The organism is Achromobacter sp. DH1f (assembly GCF_000633435.1).
In the GTDB taxonomy this organism is placed as follows: domain Bacteria; phylum Pseudomonadota; class Gammaproteobacteria; order Burkholderiales; family Burkholderiaceae_B; genus Achromobacter; species Achromobacter deleyi.
In genome coordinates this window covers 25,916-44,024 of record NZ_AYMF01000025.1, presented here as the reverse complement: position 1 = coordinate 44,024, position 18,109 = coordinate 25,916, and the positions used below count along the sequence as shown (strand labels likewise).

Below are 18,109 nucleotides of genomic sequence, written 5' to 3'. Positions count from 1 at the left end.
CCTCACAACGCCCACCCGGAGGCCCCGGCATGCCCTTCACGTTACCCGTGCTTGCGTGGCTCAGTGCATACCGCCAGCGCACGGCCGCCTGCCTGACCTTCATGCTGTGCAGCCTGGCCCTGGCGCCCGCGGCGCATGCCTTTGACCACGTGGCCGCGACCCAGCGCTACCAGCAGTGGGTCAAGGACTTCGAAAACGACCTGACCCAGCTGGCCGCGGTGCGCGACCCCAGCGACGCGGATATCGAACGCTTGTTCGCCAATACCGTGGTGCCGTCATCACGCGCCGTGGCCTTCGTGCGGCAACTGGCCGCGCAGCCGGGCGGGTCGGTGTCAGGCGGCATCGCCTTTCGCGGTGCCGCGCGCCTGACCATCGGTGTCTTGCGCCAGGCCGTGGTGGCCGGCGATGGCGGGCCCTACACCGACACGCCGCCCGGCAAAGCGTCGCTGACGCTGCGCGCCTGGTATCTGCATATCGACGGCGGCGGCAGGCTGGAACGGCATTTCAACGACCCTGACAGCTTCAAGCCCTATCACCTGCCGCCGGATGGCACGCTGGAACGCGATGCCTATCCGTTCCTGGTATTCGAAGACGGGCCACGATTGCGGCTGGGCGCTATTACCCGCGAATTCTGGGGCGTGGTACGTTTTCTGGATAACGCGCAACATGGCTGATCCGATGTTCGACCCGCGCTGCGCAAGCCTGCCCGCATCGCGGCCTCTCGCGACCGGACACAAGATGGCCCTGGCGCTGACTGCCGCGCTGCTGGCGCTGGCGCCGACACTGAGCTGGGCGGCCTGCCCGCCGCTCACCACGCCGTTCAACACCGACCCTGCCGCCGAAGGCCTGCGCGCCCAGCCCCTGGCGTTGCTCCTGGACGGCGAAGGCATCCTGCTGGGCCTGCGCGGTGAACGCGTGCCGGCTCGAGCGGAACTGATCTCGGTCGCCAACGACGGCGACCCCACCCCGCGCTTCTGGACCGAAGACGTGGACTGGCGCGTCTACACCCGCGCCGCCGGGCAGCCGACTACCGCCGTGCTGCAACGCGACGCCGATGGCCGCCTGTGCCGCATCGACCGCAACGAGATCGTGCGCGGCCGCCTGCTGGATGCCGGCGGCTACCGGCTGGCCTACGATGCCCAGGGGCGCCTATCCGCCTACGCCGAATTCTCGCCGGGCCACCACCTGGTGCGCCAGGCCTGCGTGGCCCGCGACACGCACGGCGCCATCCGCGCCGTGTACGCCGACCAGTGCGATGCCACGCCCACCCGCCCCGTCTATTTCGTGCGCAGCGAAGCAGGCCAATTGCTGCGCACCATCGACCTGCGCGCGGGCACGGCGGGCGCAGTGGTGCGCGACCTGAATGCGGATGGCAGCTTGCGTGCCCTGTACCGCTCGCGTCCTGATCCCGACCGGCCCGACGCGCTGCTCACCTATGCCGTGCCGCCCTCGAAGGCGGACCGCGTGCTGGTGGTGCCGGCCGGCGCCTCGCCGATCGTCACCACCGAGATCCCCGACGAGCCTTGGCGCGTGGTGCGCGTGCCGGCCGACACGCTCGACGACGACGCCTTGCCCTCGTGGGACCCCGCCGTGCAGACCGTGCTGATGCAAGGCCGCAGCAACGCGCAAGGCCAGGTGGTACTGGCCCCCGAACAGATTGCCCCCTTTCACCAGGCGCTGCGCGAAACACCCGGCCGGGTGTTCCTGTACGTGCATGACATGACCCGCTTCCTGCCGGTCACCGCGCTCGGTGACAAGACCTGGCAGGCGTGCATCGACCCATCACGGCGCGACGCCCAGGCCTGCGAGTAGAGCCTAGGTATTCGCGTCAGACCGCCTGGGTTTCGACCGTCAGGTGCGACAACCCGGTGATGTGCGCCAGCCGCGCCTTGTAGTACGCGCTGTCGCGGGGCTGGCGCGCCGCCAGCGACACGATCGCCGCGAAGTGTCCCGGCCCGACCTGCCACACATGCAGGTCGGCGATCTGGCAATCACCCGCCTGCAATGCCTGGCCGATCTGCCGGCGGATTTCACCGCCTTCGGCCGGCGCATCCAGCAGCACATTGCCCGCGTCCCGGATCAACGACCACGACCAGCGCGCGATCACCACGGCGCCGACCACGCCCATCGCCGGGTCGGCCCATTGCCAGCCGTAGCTGCGCCCGGCCAGCAGCGCGCCGATGGCGAGCACCGAGGTCAGTGCGTCGGCCAGCACGTGAACGTAGGCGGCGCGGAAGTTGTTGTCGTGGCCGGATTTGGCGTGGGCGTCTGCGTGGCCGTGGGCGTGAGGTTCGTCGTGGGTGTGCCCGTCGGCATGGGCGTGGTTGTCGTCGTGAGCATGGACGTGCTTGTCGTCATGAGCGTGCCCGTGATCATGCGAGTGCGCCTGCGCCCGCGCATGGGCATGCCCATGCCCATGATGCGCCCCATGCGACCCGCGCAGCAGCCACGCCGACACCAGGTTCACCGCCAGCCCGGCAGCCGCCACGGCAATCGCTTGATCAAAGTCGATATCCACCGGATTGGCCAGCCGCACCACGCTTTCCCAGCCGATGAACAGCGCGATCAGCGCCAGCACCACGGCGCTGGCAAACCCGGCCAGGTCGCCCAGCTTGCCGGTGCCGAACGTGAAGCGCGGGTTCCTGGCCTGCCGGCGCGCATAGCCGTAGGCCAGCGCGGTGATGAGCATCGCCCCCGCATGCGTGGACATGTGCCAGCCGTCGGCGACCAGCGCCATCGAGCCGTAGAGATTGCCGGCAATGATTTCGACGGCCATCATGGCGGCCGTCAGCGCGATCACGAACCACACCCGGCGTTCGTTGCGTTGGTGGTCCTGGCCCAGGAACAGGTGTTCGTGTGTGGGGGTGGGATGCATGGGAGGCTCCTGGTGTCCGCGCCGCACCGCATTGAAGGCGGGCGCGGCGCGCGTGGGGACGGCTGCCAGGTCAGCGGCAGCCGCTATTTCATGTAGGCCCGGATCACATCCATCATTTCCGCGGCGCCCTGCTCGCGCTCTGCCTCGGTGGCTGCATGGACGACGTGCTCGTCCAGGTGCCCCTGCATGACTTCGGCCGTCAGGCCGCTGAGCGCGCCGCGGGCGGAGGCCAGTTGGCGCAAGACTTCACCGCAGGCCGTTTCGGCCTCCAGCGCCCGCTCCAGGCCGTCCAGCTGGCCCCGGATGCGGCGCACGCGCGCAATCAGCTTTTCCTTCTGGCGGATGGTGTGTGCCATGGTCTACCTGCTCAATATAGTATGGGGGACTATATTACCGACGACCAAAAAAAACCGCAATTCCCGGGTCGTCGCCAGGGAATTGCGGGGTGGGCGGCCCTTCGGCCAGACGTTCGGGCGGCGGCACGGCCAGCCGCCGTCCCGCGCCCGGCGTCGATCAGAAGTCGACCGTGGCCGACAGCATGAAGGTGCGCGGCGCGCCCAGGCCCAGGCTGGTCCATTGCGGCGTCGCCCAGTACGACTTGTTGGTGACGTTGTTGATGGCTGCGCGCAGCACCACCGGGTGGCTGGCGACCGACGTCGCATAGCGCGCGCCCACGTCGTAGATCGTGCGGCCCGGCACCGACAGCGAGTTGTCGGCATTGACGTACTGCTTGGATGCGGTGGTGGCGTTGGCCGTCAGCGTCAGGCCGTGCACCACCGGCACGTCCCATTCCACGCCCAGCTTGCCTTGCAGCTTGGGCACGCCCGGGGCCATCTTGCCCTGGTTCACGCCGCCCGCCGTCTTGGTCATCTTGGGGTCCACGTAGGCGATACCGCCCATCAGGCGCACGCCGTCCAGCGGTGAGCCGAAGAAGCCCCACTCGACGCCCTGGTTGCGCTGGCGTCCACCGAACGAAAACATGTTGGTGACCGGATCGGTGTAGCTGCTGGGCCGGGTGATCTCGTACAGGCTGATGGTGTGCGCGAAGTCGCCCAGGTCGAACTTCAGGCCCACTTCCTTCTGCTTGGACTTGTACGGCGGAAACACCGCGCCGGCGTTGGCGGCGGTGACCGGCGCCGTGGCGCCCTGGCTCAGGCCTTCGATGTAGTTGCCGTACACCGAGATGTGCTCGGTCACCTTGACCAGCAGCGCGGCCGCGGGCGTGTTGGCGGCGGCGTCGTAACGCGCGGTGCGCTCGCCGGTCGCCACGCTGTAGGTATCGCTGATCACTTCCTGGCGGCGCAGGCCCAGCGTCAGCTGGATGCGGTCCTGCGCGAACGACAGCGTGTCGGCGATGCCGTAGCTGACCAGGCGCAGCTTGGCCTTGGAGATCTTGGGCGCGTCGAAGCGGGTGGCCGGGCCCCACTGAGGGTCGTACAGGTTGGTGACCCAGTTCTGCGACAGCACGTTGCGGCGGCCGTACTGCTCGTCCGTATGGTTGTAGTGCGTGGCGTTCATCGACCACGTATGGCCCACCGCGCCTGTCTTGAAGTTGCCGCGCACGCCGATCTCGGCGGACGAACGTTCCACGTCAAAGCCCAGGTCGGCCAGGTTGGTGCGGTAGTCGCCGGCCTCGTTGAATACCTGGATCAGGTAGGCGCCGGTCGACTTGTAGCGGGTCTGGCTGGTGCCGACGGCGGCGTACGCCGTCAGCTGATCGTTCACATCGACCTCGCCGCGCACCATCAGGCCCGTGTCGCGGGTGTCGTAGAACGCCCAGCTGGGGTTCAGCAGCGTGGTGGCCTTGGGCGGCTTGGGCACGCCCAGGCCCGGCACCAGGTTGATGCCGCGGTTCAGGCCGTCGGTGCGGTCTTCGCTGCTGTAGAAGTCGGCCGACAGGCGAGCGCGTTCGGCGCGCCAGTCCAGCGCCAGCGCGGCCAGCGAGGTCTTTTTCTGCTGGTGGTCGATGGCCGTGTTGCCGTCGCGATAGACGCCGTTGAAGCGGATGCCGAACTGCTTGGTCTCGCCAAAGCGCTGGCCCACATCGACATGGCCGCCGAACTGCGAATCCGACATGTAGCTGGTGGTCAGGCGCGCCAGCGGCTCGTCGCCCGCGCGCTTGGACACCAGGTTCACCGTGCCGCCCACCGAGCCGCCCGGCGGCATGCCGTTCAGCAGCGCGGACGGCCCCTTGAGCACCTCGATGCGCTCGAACATCTCGGGCGACGTGCGGTAGTACGGCGAAATGCCGAACAGGCCGTTCATCGTCACGTCGCTGATGCCCGAGTTGAAGCCGCGGATCGAATAGTTCTCGCTGATGATGCCGGCCATGCCGGTGCTGAACACCGTGGGATCGGTCGCCGCGATCACGTCGGTGATATCGCGGGCCTGCCGGTCTTCGATGAATTTCTCGGTGTACGCGATGGTGCTGAACGGCGTATCCATGAAGTCCTTTGCGCCCAGCATGCCCACCCGGCCGCCAGCCGCCACCTGCCCGCCCGCATACACGTCTGGCAGGCCGGCCACGCCCGACCCCTGCACCGTCACCGCGGGCAGCACGGTCGTGCCGTCCGCGCCGGTTTCCACGGGCACCAGCGTGTAGCTGCCATTGGCCGCGCGCACCGCCCGCAGGCCCTGCCCGCGCAGCAATTCGGCAAAGCCTTCGCCCACGCTGTAGGCGCCGTACAGGCCCTGGCTGCTGCGGCCGGCAAGCAGGCCGGCGCTGACCGTCATTTCCACGCCGGCCTGCGCCGCGTAGGCGTTGAGCGCCGGGCCCAGGGGGCCGGCCGGCACGTTGAACGACTGGCGCGCGGGCGCAGCCGGCTGGGCAGCTTGGGCCTGTGCGGCGGGCGCCGTCACCGCCAGGGTGGCCAGCGCCACGCCCACCAGCAACACCATCCTGACCGCGGCGGCGGTGGGGTTCAGGGCGAAGGCGGATGCGCGGGACGCGGGCGCCGGGACGGCGCGGCGGGCTTGGGGTCGAGGGCGGCGTGGCGCCATGGTCAGTTCCTTTGGATAGAGATGAGTTGCTTGCTGCTCACCCTATCTTTCGAATGAGAATGAGAAACCCTCAATCTTTTTTTCGACGAATATGTAACCCGTCTGCCGGCCGGCCTGTTCACGGTCGATAGCCCTTCATCACGTCGTCGATCACCAGCTTCAAGGACGTCACGCTGGCGCCCGCCACGTACCAGGCGTCGGCATCCACGAACACCACCCGGCCCGTCTTCCAGGCGGTGGTCTGGCGCAGCAGCGGGTTGGCAATGGCGTCTGCGGTCAGGACCGGCCGGCGTTCCATGACCGCCGTGCGGTCCACGACGTAGAGAATGTCGGGGTCGGCCTGCTGGATGAATTCGCTGGAGATCGGCTGGCCGTGCAGCCCGGCCTCGACGGCGCTGCTGGCGGGCGTGACGCCCAGTGCATCGAACACGAAGCCGTAGCGCGACTTGGGGCCGAAGGAACTGAAGGCGCCGTTGTTGTGCAGCACGATCAGGGCTTTTTCCGGACGCCCCTGGATCTCTTGCCGGGCCTCGGCCACCTTGGCGTCCAGCTCGGCGGCCTTGGCGCGCGCCACGTCTTCCTTGCCGAAGATCCTGCCCAACGTCATCAGGTGGTCTTTCACGACGCCCAGGTGGCCGTGTTCGCTGTTGCCGAAGTCCACGTCGAAATGAATCGTGGGGGCAATCTCGCTCAGTTCGCGGTAGTGGTTGGCCTGGATCGAGGTCATCAGGATCAGGTCGGGCCGGGCCGCGTGGATGCGCTCCAGGTTCGGCGAGACGATGGCGCCGATGTCCTGCACGGCGGCATCCGTCTTGTATCGGGCCAGAAAGTGCGGCACGAAGTCCTTGGGCATGGCGACGACCGGTACGCCCAGTTGATCCAGCAGGTCCACCTCGTTCATGTCCAGCGCGGCCACGCGCTGCGGACGCCGTTCGATCACGGTAGCGCCCAGCTTGTGGGTCACGGTGATGGCGGGGTAGGCCGGCGCGCTGGCCGCGCTGGTGGTGTTGGCAGGCGTTGCCGCGCCGCTCGCCGACGGCGCGGCGGCCGGCTGGCGCTCGCAGCCTTGCAACGCCGCCACGGCGCACAGCAGCACGCCGACGGCCCAGCGACGGGGTCCGATGTTCCGGTTCATTCCAGATCTCCTGAAGGATTGAAGTAGTCGCACAGCGGTCCGCGCGCGCCGTGGACGATGTCGAAGTCCAGTTCGTACAGCTCGCGCAAGCCCGCCTGCGTCACCACGTCGGCAACCGGCCCGGCGGCATGCAGCGCGCCCTGCTTGAGCGCCACCACGTGGTCCGAATAGCGGGCCGCAAAATTGATGTCGTGCACCACCAGGATCACGGTGCGGCCCTGCTCGTCGCACAGCCGCCGCAGCGCGCGCATGATGCGCACGGCGTGCTTCATGTCCAGGTTGTTCAGCGGCTCGTCCAGCAGCAGGCAATCGGTCTGCTGCGCAATGGTCATGGCCAGGAACGCCAGCTGCCGCTGCCCGCCGCTCAGTTCATCGATGTAGGCGTGCCGCAGGGATTGCAGCGACAGGAAGGCGATGGCCTCGTCGATGGCCCGGCGATCCGCCGGGGTCAGCGTGCCACGGCTGTGCGGAAAGCGTCCAAACGCGACCAGCTCGTCCACCGTCAGGCGCAGGTGAAAGCCCGGCGACTGCCGCAGCGTGGCCACGCGCCGGGCATAGTCGCCGAGGCGGATGCCGGACACCTCGCGATCATCGAGCAGGATGCTGCCCGACGTGGGTTCAAGCAGGCGCGCCATCAGCATCAACAGCGTGGTCTTGCCGGCGCCGTTGGGGCCGATCAACGACGTCAGCCGGCCCGCCGGGAACGCCGTGCTGACGCCGGCCAGCACGCGCTTGCCACCGTATTCCATCTGCACGTCTTGCACGCGGATCATGCGGGGCCTCGCGATCGGATCATCAGGAAAAGGAAATAGGCGCCGCACACCAGGTTGACCAGGATGCCGACAGTGGTGCGGTAGTTGAAGACCTGCTCGACCAGCGTCTGCGCCGCGATGAACATGCCGATCGCGATGCCGCAGCCCAGCGGCAGCGTGATCCGGTGACGCGAGGTGTTCGTCAGCGCATAGGCGATGTTGGCCACGAAGATGCCCATGAACGCGGTCGGCCCCAGCAGGCTGGTCGACACCGCCACCAGCACCGCGATCACGGCCAGCACCCGCGCCACGCAGCGGCCATGGTCCACCCCCAGCGACTGCGCCTGGTCGCGCCCCAGCGCCAGCACGTCCAGCTCCGGCAGCATGCGCCAGGCGGCCACGCAGGCCACGCCGGCCAGCAAGGCGCCTTGCAGCAACTGGCCCGGCGCCACGCGATTGAACGATGCCTGGCTGAACCCTTGCAGCACCGCGAATTCGCCCGGGCTGGTGCGCAGCTGCACGAATTGCGTGAAGGTGCTCATCACCATCGTCAGCACCAGCCCCAATAGCAGCAGGAACACCACGTCGCGGCGCGCGCCGCGGAACAGCCAGCGGTGGATGCCCCACGAATAGGCCAGCATCGCCAGCATCGATACCCAGAAATTGCCGTCCCGGCCCAGCAGCACCACGCTGCCCATGCCCAGGGCCAGCACCAGCGACGCCTGCAACAGCAGGTACACCGCTTCGTAGCCCATGATCGCCGGCGTCAGGATGCGGTTGCCGGTCAGGGTCTGGAACAGGATCGACGACGTGGCCACGCACACGCCCCCGACCAGCATCGCGGCCAGGCGCACGAGCCGCTTGGGAATCACGTAGTCGACATCCAGCCCCGAGCCTGCCAGCACGAACACCGCCGCCAGCACGGCGACGCCCAGCCACAGCAGCGTGGTCCCGCGCGTCATCGCCGGCTGCGCCATATCAACGCCAGGAACAGCAGCCCGCCGATACCGCCGGCCGTCAGGCCGATGGGCACTTCGAACGGATAGATGACCAGCCGGCCCAGGATGTCGCAGGCCAGCAGCAGCGAGGCGCCGCCCAGCGCCACCAGCGGCAGCGTGCGGCGCAGGTTGTCGCCGTACTTCAAGGCCACCAGGTTCGGCACCACCAGGCCGACGAACGGAATCGCGCCTACCGTGATGACGGTGGCCGCTACCGTCACCGCCACCAGCATCAGGCCCAGCGCAGCGGTGGCGGCGTAGTTCAGGCCCAGCGCCCGCGCCATGCCCTCGCCCATGCCCAGCACCGTCAGGCGCTGCGCGTACAGGTAGGTCAGCACGACGATGGGCAGGATCAGGTAGATGATTTCGTAGTTGCCCTGCACCACTTTCGAGAAATCGCCCATCAGCCAGCCCTGCATGCTTTGCAGGATGTTGTGGCGGTAGGCGTAGAACTCGGCCGCCGCGCTCAGCACGCCGCCATACATCAGGCCGATCACCGGCACCAGCACCGTGTTGCGAAAATGGATGCGGCGGATGATGGCCACGTACACCAGGCTGGCCGCGAAGCTGAAGGCCAGCGCAAACGCCATGCGCGTGGCCGGCCCCGCATCGGCCAGCCAGGCCAGCGATACCAGGATGCCCAGTTTGGCGGCGTCCAGCCCGCCCGACGTCGCGGGTTCCACGAACTTGTTGCGCACGATGTGCTGCAGGATCACCCCGCAGATGGCCAGGCCCACGCCGGACAGGATCAACGCCGCCAGGCGCGGCAGCCGGCTGGCGGTCAGCGTCAGCCAGGCGTCGCCGGTGCCCGACGCCAGTTGCGCCCAGGCCACCTGGCGCGCGCCCACCAGCACCGACGCGAGGCACAGCATGGCGAACAGCGCCAGCATGGCGGCGGGGCCCCAGGCCGAACGCACAGCGGTCACCGCGCCGGGCCCTGGCCGGCGATGCGCCAGCCCTTGGCGGCCTGGCGTTGCGCCAGAAAACGCGCATAGCGCCCGCCCAGCGCCAGCAACTGCGCGGGCGTGCCCTGCTCGACCACTTCGCCGTCTGCCAGCACCACGATCTGGTCGGCCGCCGCGATGGTGGACAGCTGGTGCGCAATCACGATCAGCGTGCGCTTGCCGCGCAGCCGCGCCAGCGCGCCCGCCACGGCCGCCTGGTTCTCGGCGTCCAGCGCGGCGGTGGCCTCGTCGATCAGCAGGATCGGCGCGTCCTTGAGCAGGGCGCGGGCGATCGCGATGCGCTGGCGTTCGCCGCCGGACAGGCGCGCGCCGCCCTCGCCGACCGGCGTATCCAGGCCCTGCGGCAAGCGCGCGGCAATCTCGTCCACGCCGGCTTCGCGGGCCGCCTCGCGCAGTTCGGCATCGCTGGCATCCGGCTTGCCGACGCGCAGGTTGTCGGCAATGCTGCCCTGGAACAACCACGCATCCTGGAACACCTGGCTGAGATGCCCGACCAGGTCCGCGGCGGACTGCGCACGCACATCCACACCGCCCACGCATACGCTGCCGCGATCCGCGTCGAACGCCCGCGCGATCAGCCCGAACACGGTGGACTTGCCCGAACCGGATTCGCCCACCAGCGCTGTCATGCTGCCTGACGCCACGTGCAGGTTGACGTCCGACAGCACGTCCGGGCCGGCCGCGTCGTAGCGAAAGCCCACGCCGCGCAGTGTCACCGAGGCGTCCTGCGGCTGGCGCGGCGACGCCGGCTGCGGCATGGGCGGCACCGCCAGGATGTCCGTCAAGGCGTCCAGGTGCACCCGTGCGCCGCGCAGGGCTTCGCCGTAGCCCGCCACTTCCAGCAGCGGATCGACATAGCGGCACACCAGCAGCAACGACACGATCAACGAGGCCGCCGCGCCGGGGTCCATGCCGCCCTGCATCGCCTGCAGCAACCCCAGCGCGGCGGCAATCAGCGCCGCGGCGAAAGCCGCCTGCACCATCCAGGCGTTCAACACCACCGACAGGGTCGACACGAAGATCGCACGCAGGGCCGAACGGCCTTGCCGATCGATGGCCTGGGCCATGAAGCGCGTGCCGCCCTCTGCGCCATTGAACGCCCGCAGCACCGATTGGGCCTGCGCGAATTCCACCATGCGATGGCTGGCGCGGGCGGCATCGTCATGAAACGCCTGGTCCGCACGCCGGCCCAGGCGCACCGACAGCCACAGCGCCGCTGCCACCAGCGGCAGGGCCAGCAGCGTGATGAGGCCGATCTGCCAGTGCAGCGCCAGCAAGGCCGCGACCACCACCAGGGGCGCGACCGCCCCGCTGATGACCGGCGTGAACACGTGCGCCGGCAACTGCGCCACTTCCATCATGCCGTGCGACACCACATGGCCCAGCCGAGCCGTATTGGCGGGCGTGAACCAGCTGACCGGCAGGCCGGCCACATGCGTGCCGATGCGGTGGCGCACGCCTTGCAGCACGGCATAACCCACGCCCACCCCGGCGCGCTCGACCCGGCGCCGCCAGGCCCAGGCGGCCACGGCGCCCGCGGCCAGCAGCGCCAGCCACGGCAATGCGCCGACCCAATCGCCGGCCAGCAGCCGCGTCAACACCGGCGCGACCGTCACGATGGTCAGCCCGCACAACACGCCATAGGCGACCGCCATCCAGACATAGCGGCGGCCTACGGGTGCGTCGTCGCCCAGCAGAAAGAGAAAGCGCTTCAGCATGACGGCACCGCCTGGGGTTGGTGCAGCGGCGCGGCCCGATCCGGCAGCCCATCGGGTGGCCCGTCCTGCGCCTCGGCATACCCGCCCATTTGCCACAACCGTACATAGCGCCCCTGCCGCGCCAGCAGTTCCGCGTGACTGCCCTGCTCGCACACCCGGCCTTGGTCCAGCACGATGATGCGGTCGGCATGCATGACGGTATCCAGCCGATGGGCAATCACCAGCAGCGTGCGGCCTTGTGCAAAGCGTGACAGTGCTTCCTGGATCGCCGCCTCGTTGCCAGCGTCCGCGGCCGAGGTGGCTTCGTCCAGCACCAGCACCGGCGGGTCCAGCAAGATCGCGCGCGCGATGCTGACGCGCTGCTGCTCGCCGCCCGACAGGCGCGCATCTTCGCCAACCACCGAGTCGTAGCCGCGGGGCAGCGCCAGGATGCGGTCGTGGATATTAGCAGCGCGCGCGGCCTCTTCGATCTCGTGCGGGCTGGCGTCGGGGCGGCCCAGCGCGATGTTGTCGCGCACGCTGGCATGGATCAGCCGCACCTCTTGCAGCACGAAGCCGATGCGGCGATACAACGTGGTCGATTCGATCAGCCGCAGGTCCGCGCCGCCCACGGTGATGCGGCCCTGGGCCGGATCGAAAAAGCGCAGCAACAGCCGCGCCAGCGTCGATTTTCCGGACCCCGACGCGCCCACCAGCGCCGTCACCGAGCCGGGCGCCAGGGTGAAGCTCACGTCCGACAGTACCGGCTCGCGCGCGTCGTAGGCATACGAGACCTGCTCGAAGCGCACGGCGTTGCCGTCCGGCACCTGGCGCAGCGCCGGGTCCGGCTGCGCCAGCATCGGCGTGTCCAGCAGCGCCTGCACGCGCTGCGCGGCGCCTGTCGCGTGGGCCACGCCGTGGGTGATGAAGCCCAGCAGCTGCAGCGGGGCGGCAATGCCCGGCGCCACCAGCGCGAACGGCAGGATGTCGATGGGCGCGATCCAGCCCAGGCCGACGAACAGCGTGCCAAACGCCAGCACCACGGCCAGCACGGCGGCCGGCGCGATCAACGCATTGGCGTTGGCCAGCGGCGCCACCAGGGGCCGCGTGAAGGCCAGGAAGGCGCCGGCAAAGCCGTCCACCGCCTCGTGATAACCGCGGTGCGCGCGGCCGTCGGCGCCAAAGGCTTTCACGGCGGAAATTCCGCCGACGAATTCGTTCACCGCGTTGTTCAGCCGCGTTTGCGTGGCAACGAAGGCCTGCATGTTGGCAGGGTCGATGGCTTTCTTGGCGGCGCCGAACACCAGGTGAAAGGCGGGAAACGGCAGCAGCGACACGATCGCCATGCGCCAATCCAGCGCAAACAGGAACAGCACCGAGATGGCGATGGCGCCCACCGCGCGGCCCGTGGTGGTGTAGAAATGGGCGGTCAGTTCATGCAGCGTGCCGATGTCGTCCTGCATCACCTGCTTGACCTCGCCCGATGCACGGCTGGTGAACCAGCCCAGCGGCACCTGCGCCAGGCGCCGCATCACGGCCAGGCGCAGCGCATGCGTCATGCGGTTGTCGGCCAGGTGCGCCACCAGTTCGCCCAAGCCGATCAGCACGATGCCGGCGAACAGGCTGGCCAGGCTGACGACCACCGTGCGCACGATCTCGTCCTGCGCCATGGCCAGGCCGCCCGAGGCATCCCGCGCGATATGCGCCAGCCGGACGATGCCGGCCAGCGGCACCAGCGTCAGCATGGCGCCCAGCGCCGCCAGCACGCCGGCGCAGATCAATCGGCTGCGGATGGGGGCCAGCACACGGCGCACAGGGCTGACCGGGCGGGCGGAAGATGCGGCCACGTTGCGGGACTCCTCGGGTTCGAAAAAAATGGATGGTTCTCATCCTGTCTCTCGAACGAGACCGGAAATCCCTCAATCCGGCATTGCATCAAGCTGTAACTGCGCCTTTCTCAGGGCCACCCCTATTGCGCCGGCAACACCGTCACCCAGTAGCGCGTATGGCGGCTGATCGCCACCGGCAACGCCAGCGTCAGGTTATGCAGCGCCCGGTCGGTATCGCGCAGCGGGAAGATGCCGTTCACCCGCAGGTCGCCCACGGCCGGATCGCAGGCCAGGTGCCCGCTGCGGTAACGCGCCAGCTCGGCCACCAGGTCGTCCAGCCGCATGTTGTCGGCCACCAGCATGCCGCGCGTCCAGGCGGCATCGCTGTCCGGCACGGCTTCGGGCGTCTGCACCCGGTCGGCGTTGAAGGTCGCCCCTTGGCCCGCATCGACCCGCGTGGGGCTGCTGCCCGCATAGGTCGGCCGCACTTCCACCGCGCCTTCGAACACGGCCACGCTGGACGTGGCATCGTCCTGCCGCAGTGAAAAGCGCGTGCCCAGGGCCTGCACCACGCCGTCACGGCCGCGCACCCGGAACGGCCGCGCGGCGGGTGCGGGGTCGGGCGCGGTCGTCACCAGGATCTGGCCGGCGCGCAGCACCAGCAGGCGTTCGTTGTCATCAAAGCGCACATCGATCGCCGAGGCCGACGCCAGCACCACCCGCGTGCCATCGGGCAAGGTGAGGTCGCGGATGTCGCCCGTGCCGGTGCTGTGCGCTGCGGTGGCCAGTTGCCAGGCCTGCGTGCCGCGCACCGCATACGCCACGCCGCCCACCACCACGCCCAGGCCCAGCAACTGCAGCAGCCGGCGACGGCCCTGGCGTGCGCCGGACGTCGATTCACGCAGCGCATGCCGCGCCACGTCGCGCGGCAGGCTGCGCAAGCGGCCGTCGCAATCGTTCAGCCGGTTCCAGGCCAGCTCATGCTTGGGGTGTTCGGCGCGCCAGCGCGCACAGGCCGCCCGATCGGCGTCGGACGCGTCGTCCGCACCCAGCCGCGCCAGCCATTCGGATGCGCGCAGGATCACGGCCGCATCCAGCGCTTCATCGGCGCCGTCCGGGCTGTTCAATGGGGGGGTGGGATAAGACGCGCGCATGGGCTTGGCCGCGTCAACGCGCCGCGCCGTACATCGTCTGGTAGCAGGCGGCCATGCCGGCGGCGATGTACTTCTCCACCGACGACACCGACACGCCGAGCTCGGCGGCGATGTCGCGATAGCTCATGCCATCCAGCTTGCACAGCAGCAGCGCCTTGCGCGCCTTGGGCGCCAGCTTGTTCAGCGCGGCGTCGACCTGCACCAGCGCTTCCACGGCCAGCGCGCGCGTTTCCTCGGACGGCCCGAACGGGTCGGACACGAGGGCCAGCGCTTCCAGATAGGCGGCTTCGATCTGACGGCGGCGGTACAGGTCCACCACCATGCCGTTGGCAATCTGCGTCAGGTCGCGGCGCGAATGGTCGGGCGGCGGAATGCGGCCGGTCTTGAGCAGATAGAGATAGACGTCGTGGGCCAGGTCCGCGGCATCGAACGGATTGCCCAACTTGCGGCGCAATAGCCCGCGCAACCAACCGTAGTGGTCGGCGTACAGCGTCTTGACCTGATGCTCGAACTCAGCGGTGCTCACAATGCCCTGGCGACCTCAAAGGCCAGCACGGGGACGGCTCGCCGAAAAATAAGAACAATTCTTATTCATTATCGTCAAAATCGGGCGGGTTCGCAATTTGCAGGGGCTGTCGGGGGGCTGACCACAGACCAATTTCACTGAAAATGGCGTTTTCAGCGTTTGCTGAAAACCCCCGTTCGAGTGAAATCCGAGGTCACTCAGCTGCGAGGCTGCTTGCTACTGACTGAACCGAATCGACGCCGCGAACCGATCGAACACCGGTGCCCAGCGGGCAAACTCCGCCTTGGCGCCTTCCCGCGTGGCGTGCTGCGCGCCGCACACGATCGTCCAGACCTGCGCAGGCGTCACGGCGGCAAAGTTCTTGGCGGTGATGAAAGCGCCGCCGCTGACCGGGCCTTCGGCCGACTCGTAGACGACCCATGGCGCCAGGGCCTGGCCGATCATGTCCTTGCCGGTTTTCAGCACGGTCACGACGCTGCCTTTCTTGCGCAGGTTGTCTTCCCAGTATTCCCGGGTGCTGGGGAACTGTTCCATCTTCAGGTTCAGCGCGCTTTGCGACTGGCCGGACGGCAGCTTGCGGGCGTTGAGCGAGCAGCCGTGCTGGCTGGTCGGGCCGGATTCCAGCGAGATCAGCCAGGCGCCCTGTTCTTGCTGCACCTGGTAGGTCCAGCCGTCGGGCAAGGTGAAGGCAATGCCTTGCTCGGGCAGGGAAATCTCCTGCGCGCAAGCGGACGCGGCCAGGCCGCCGAGCAGAGCAATACCGGACAGCCAATAGGTCATCTTCGCTCGAACCTTCATAAGCAACGCTCCTGAACCAAAAGGAATCTCAGGACTCTTTGGGCAAGATGCTCTGCAGGACTCTCGACTCAAGCAATCGAAGCAACTCTGTGACCCGCCCACTGACATCGCGGCACTCACGGGCGAAGGCGTCTTCGTTCTCCTTGCGATCGAAACCTCTAAAAGCCGCAGACGCGCCCGGTCCGCTCTTGCGATGCCCTTCTCCGGCTTGGTCGGTGCAGAAATTCTTGACCAATGCGGCTAATGCGTCCTGAACGGCCGTCTGATGCTTTCCCTCTCTCATCCGAGCGGCGAACTGATCAGCAGTCGCTTCAAGCTCACCCGCGTACCTGAGCACATGATCAAGATCCGCCGCATCCTTGCGCTCAGCGCGAGAATCAAAAGCCAATGCCTTCAACACGACGAAACTCACGACGTCCGCATAGCGAATGGTCTCGGTGCGGATGCCGTCTTCCAACGTCAGGGTTACGTCTTTGGCCTCGAACCAGTCCTCAACGATACCAATATGCTGAATGCGGCACGCGGATACGTCCTCGTGGGCTAGCGAAGCCAACCGCCCCGCGTCTTCCCCATCGGTATGCTGCAGAAATTCGACGACGATGTCGTAGGCGCCCACGTGGCACACCCATTGCCAGGAACTTGGATGTCCGTTGCGCATCAGACGGGAAAAACCCGCAGCACGCAATTGCTCTCGCAATGACGAATAGTTCTCTCCATCTTTGAGCAATACTTCGACGTTGAGGACGACATCGACGTCGGTCGTGCCAATGTGTGCGGGTACCTTGGGAAGATTCGTCGGCGTCAAGTATCGTGGAACCAGACCGCCCACCAGACGCAAAAGATGCTTGTGCGAGGAGAATGCAAGCATGAGGCGCACCAGGGCAATCTCACATGCGTCTGCCACGGCAGGGTTGTACGACGCCGCTTCTTTGTATTTGACGTTCATTGTTGAGCTTCCAGGCGCAGGACTTTCCTACGAAAATCCCCTGCCAACAGATCGTTGCGGCCATAGCCGTTCAGAAGGTCAAGATATTGAATAAACGGGCTAGCCTGCGGAAGCCCGCCTGCCGTTTTTTCCGGAAAGAGAAATGCGGCAGCCTGCCTCTCTACGAACACCACATTCGCGCCAATTTCGGCTGTCTCCGCCCTGAGTCCCTGCGCATAGCGGCTGGCCTCGCCTCGAGGCACCACAACTTCTACCCGATTCACCTCGGTCAGCGTATGCATCAACTGATTGGCCATTGCGGCCCCCGTGAACAACCATCCGCTCTCATCACGCAACGCCGCAGCCAGCTTTCCGACCAGGTCAGTCGAAGCGAACCAATAGCAAGGCAAACGTGTTGATACAGAGTCATTCCAGGCTTGGCCCCACAAGTCCAGAAGTTGGCCTGGCCGTTCAAGCCTGCGCTTCTTGGTTGGCCCGCCCCCCTCACTGCACACGATTTCCATAAGTTCCAGCTCTTTCAGGGTCTGGGAGACCGTGTACGGCGAGGCCATCGAATCATTGGCAATTTCGATGTTTGAAAACCACTCCGGCACTTGGGAATCACCCGCCAACGCCGCCCACCATCTGTGCAAGACAGCATGAATAACGGTCTCTCGTGATTCCGAAAACAAGTCTGCCGCCCGACGCGGCTTGCGTTTCGCAGTCCGCTCGATGTCTATGAGACGGAATCCGAAATCCAGGTACATCGTTCCACTGACTTCGAAATAGCCAATCCCCGCTTCTCTCAGAGTGCTTTTCGCCCCGGGGCTTAGATTTTCCGAGAGCAGGACCGGATACACGGGGACGTTGGACAGCTGACGCAGATCAACTTGCGCATGGCGAAATTGATCAATCGCTTGCCGGACGTCCCGAGGATAGGCTGTGCTCAGAATATGCAGAGCCAGCATCACACGACGCTTGCCGTCCCCCGCACTGACGCCAACCACTCCATCCCAACGCCGTCGCGCATCTGTAGACAGGCGAGCAAAGTCATCGAGCACAAGCTGATGGGCGTCTACGCCACGCGCGTGCAGCTGAAGCATGAAGAGAGAGAGAAGTCGAGGGTTATGAGCCATATTTGCTGAACAGCAAATTATTTATGAAATCCAATTTTTAAACAATATCATATATTTGCTGAACAGCAAATATGACAATTTTGAAAAATTTATAGACACCTAACAACGATAGAGATTACCTAGTCGTGTGCTTGGAGAACTTGGAGAACTTGGAGAACTTGGAGAACTTGGAGAACTTGGAGAACTTGGAGAACTTGGAGAACTTGGAGAACTTGGAGAACTTGGAGAACTTAGAGAACTTAGAGAACTTAGAGAACTTAGAGAACTTAGAGAGTTCCGCAGCCGATGAATAGGGGGGGCCGGACCGTGTCCGCCCCCC

At 66.8% G+C, this 18,109-nt stretch carries 17 protein-coding genes; 3 read left to right on the top strand and 14 right to left on the bottom strand.

The window, feature by feature from the left end:
* Window positions 1-29: 29 nt before the first annotated feature.
* On the top strand, window positions 30-674 hold the full coding sequence (locus tag U858_RS0120980; RefSeq protein ID WP_025139123.1) for a hypothetical protein: 645 nt from the start codon (window positions 30-32) through the stop codon (window positions 672-674).
* Window positions 667-1,812: a hypothetical protein gene (locus U858_RS0120975; protein WP_232786574.1), complete on the top strand. Its 1,146-nt coding sequence runs from the start codon at window positions 667-669 to the stop codon at window positions 1,810-1,812. Before U858_RS0120980 ends, U858_RS0120975 begins: the two co-directional genes overlap by 8 nt.
* 16 nt (window positions 1,813-1,828) lie before the next feature.
* On the opposite strand, the gene dmeF is transcribed toward U858_RS0120975, so the two are convergent.
* The 14 genes from dmeF to U858_RS0120905 all read right to left on the bottom strand — a co-directional run bounded on the left by dmeF (window position 1,829) and on the right by U858_RS0120905 (window position 17,757).
* Window positions 1,829-2,875 carry a CDF family Co(II)/Ni(II) efflux transporter DmeF gene (gene dmeF / locus U858_RS0120970; protein ID WP_025139121.1) on the bottom strand — a complete coding sequence of 349 codons (1,047 nt, stop codon included), beginning with the start codon at window positions 2,873-2,875 and terminating at the stop codon, window positions 1,829-1,831.
* Window positions 2,876-2,958: 83 nt separating this feature from the next.
* Window positions 2,959-3,231 carry a metal/formaldehyde-sensitive transcriptional repressor gene (locus U858_RS0120965; RefSeq protein ID WP_025139120.1) on the bottom strand — a complete coding sequence of 91 codons (273 nt, stop codon included), beginning with the start codon at window positions 3,229-3,231 and terminating at the stop codon, window positions 2,959-2,961.
* Window positions 3,232-3,388: 157 nt separating this feature from the next.
* Window positions 3,389-5,875 (bottom strand): TonB-dependent receptor, encoded by a 2,487-nt coding sequence (locus U858_RS0120960; RefSeq protein ID WP_025139119.1) that lies wholly within the window; start codon window positions 5,873-5,875, stop codon window positions 3,389-3,391.
* 118 nt (window positions 5,876-5,993) lie between these two features.
* A complete protein-coding gene (locus tag U858_RS0120955; RefSeq protein ID WP_025139118.1) occupies window positions 5,994-7,010 on the bottom strand; it encodes a siderophore ABC transporter substrate-binding protein in 1,017 nt (338 codons plus the stop codon).
* Window positions 7,007-7,783, bottom strand: coding sequence for an ABC transporter ATP-binding protein (locus U858_RS0120950; RefSeq protein ID WP_025139117.1), 777 nt, complete (start codon window positions 7,781-7,783; stop codon window positions 7,007-7,009). The genes U858_RS0120955 and U858_RS0120950 overlap by 4 nt, the downstream gene beginning before the upstream one ends.
* Window positions 7,780-8,724: an iron chelate uptake ABC transporter family permease subunit gene (locus tag U858_RS0120945; protein WP_025139116.1), complete on the bottom strand. Its 945-nt coding sequence runs from the start codon at window positions 8,722-8,724 to the stop codon at window positions 7,780-7,782. The genes U858_RS0120950 and U858_RS0120945 overlap by 4 nt, the downstream gene beginning before the upstream one ends.
* Entirely contained in the window at window positions 8,721-9,650 is a 930-nt protein-coding gene (locus U858_RS0120940) for an ABC transporter permease (protein WP_029954161.1), read from the bottom strand. Before U858_RS0120940 ends, U858_RS0120945 begins: the two co-directional genes overlap by 4 nt.
* 32 nt (window positions 9,651-9,682) lie before the next feature.
* Window positions 9,683-11,443 (bottom strand): ABC transporter ATP-binding protein, encoded by a 1,761-nt coding sequence (locus U858_RS0120935; protein WP_025139114.1) that lies wholly within the window; start codon window positions 11,441-11,443, stop codon window positions 9,683-9,685.
* The gene (locus tag U858_RS0120930) at window positions 11,437-13,167 is read right to left on the bottom strand and encodes an ABC transporter ATP-binding protein (RefSeq protein WP_115597001.1); all 1,731 of its coding nucleotides are present in this window, start codon (window positions 13,165-13,167) and stop codon (window positions 11,437-11,439) included. The genes U858_RS0120935 and U858_RS0120930 overlap by 7 nt, the downstream gene beginning before the upstream one ends.
* Before the next feature lie 224 nt (window positions 13,168-13,391).
* A complete protein-coding gene (locus tag U858_RS0120925) occupies window positions 13,392-14,405 on the bottom strand; it encodes a FecR domain-containing protein (protein ID WP_025139112.1) in 1,014 nt (337 codons plus the stop codon).
* A 13-nt stretch (window positions 14,406-14,418) separates the two neighbouring features.
* Entirely contained in the window at window positions 14,419-14,931 is a 513-nt protein-coding gene (locus U858_RS0120920; RefSeq protein ID WP_025139111.1) for a sigma-70 family RNA polymerase sigma factor, read from the bottom strand.
* A 216-nt stretch (window positions 14,932-15,147) separates the two neighbouring features.
* On the bottom strand, window positions 15,148-15,729 hold the full coding sequence (locus tag U858_RS0120915) for a hypothetical protein (RefSeq protein WP_157838835.1): 582 nt from the start codon (window positions 15,727-15,729) through the stop codon (window positions 15,148-15,150).
* 28 nt (window positions 15,730-15,757) lie between these two features.
* Window positions 15,758-16,675, bottom strand: coding sequence for a hypothetical protein (locus tag U858_RS0120910; protein ID WP_025139109.1), 918 nt, complete (start codon window positions 16,673-16,675; stop codon window positions 15,758-15,760).
* Window positions 16,672-17,757 carry a hypothetical protein gene (locus U858_RS0120905; protein ID WP_157838834.1) on the bottom strand — a complete coding sequence of 362 codons (1,086 nt, stop codon included), beginning with the start codon at window positions 17,755-17,757 and terminating at the stop codon, window positions 16,672-16,674. Before U858_RS0120905 ends, U858_RS0120910 begins: the two co-directional genes overlap by 4 nt.
* Before the next feature lie 160 nt (window positions 17,758-17,917).
* On the opposite strand from U858_RS0120905, the gene U858_RS35970 reads away from it, so the two are divergent.
* On the top strand, window positions 17,918-18,079 hold the full coding sequence (locus U858_RS35970) for a hypothetical protein (RefSeq protein WP_198529749.1): 162 nt from the start codon (window positions 17,918-17,920) through the stop codon (window positions 18,077-18,079).
* The last annotated feature ends 30 nt before the right edge of the window (window positions 18,080-18,109 follow it).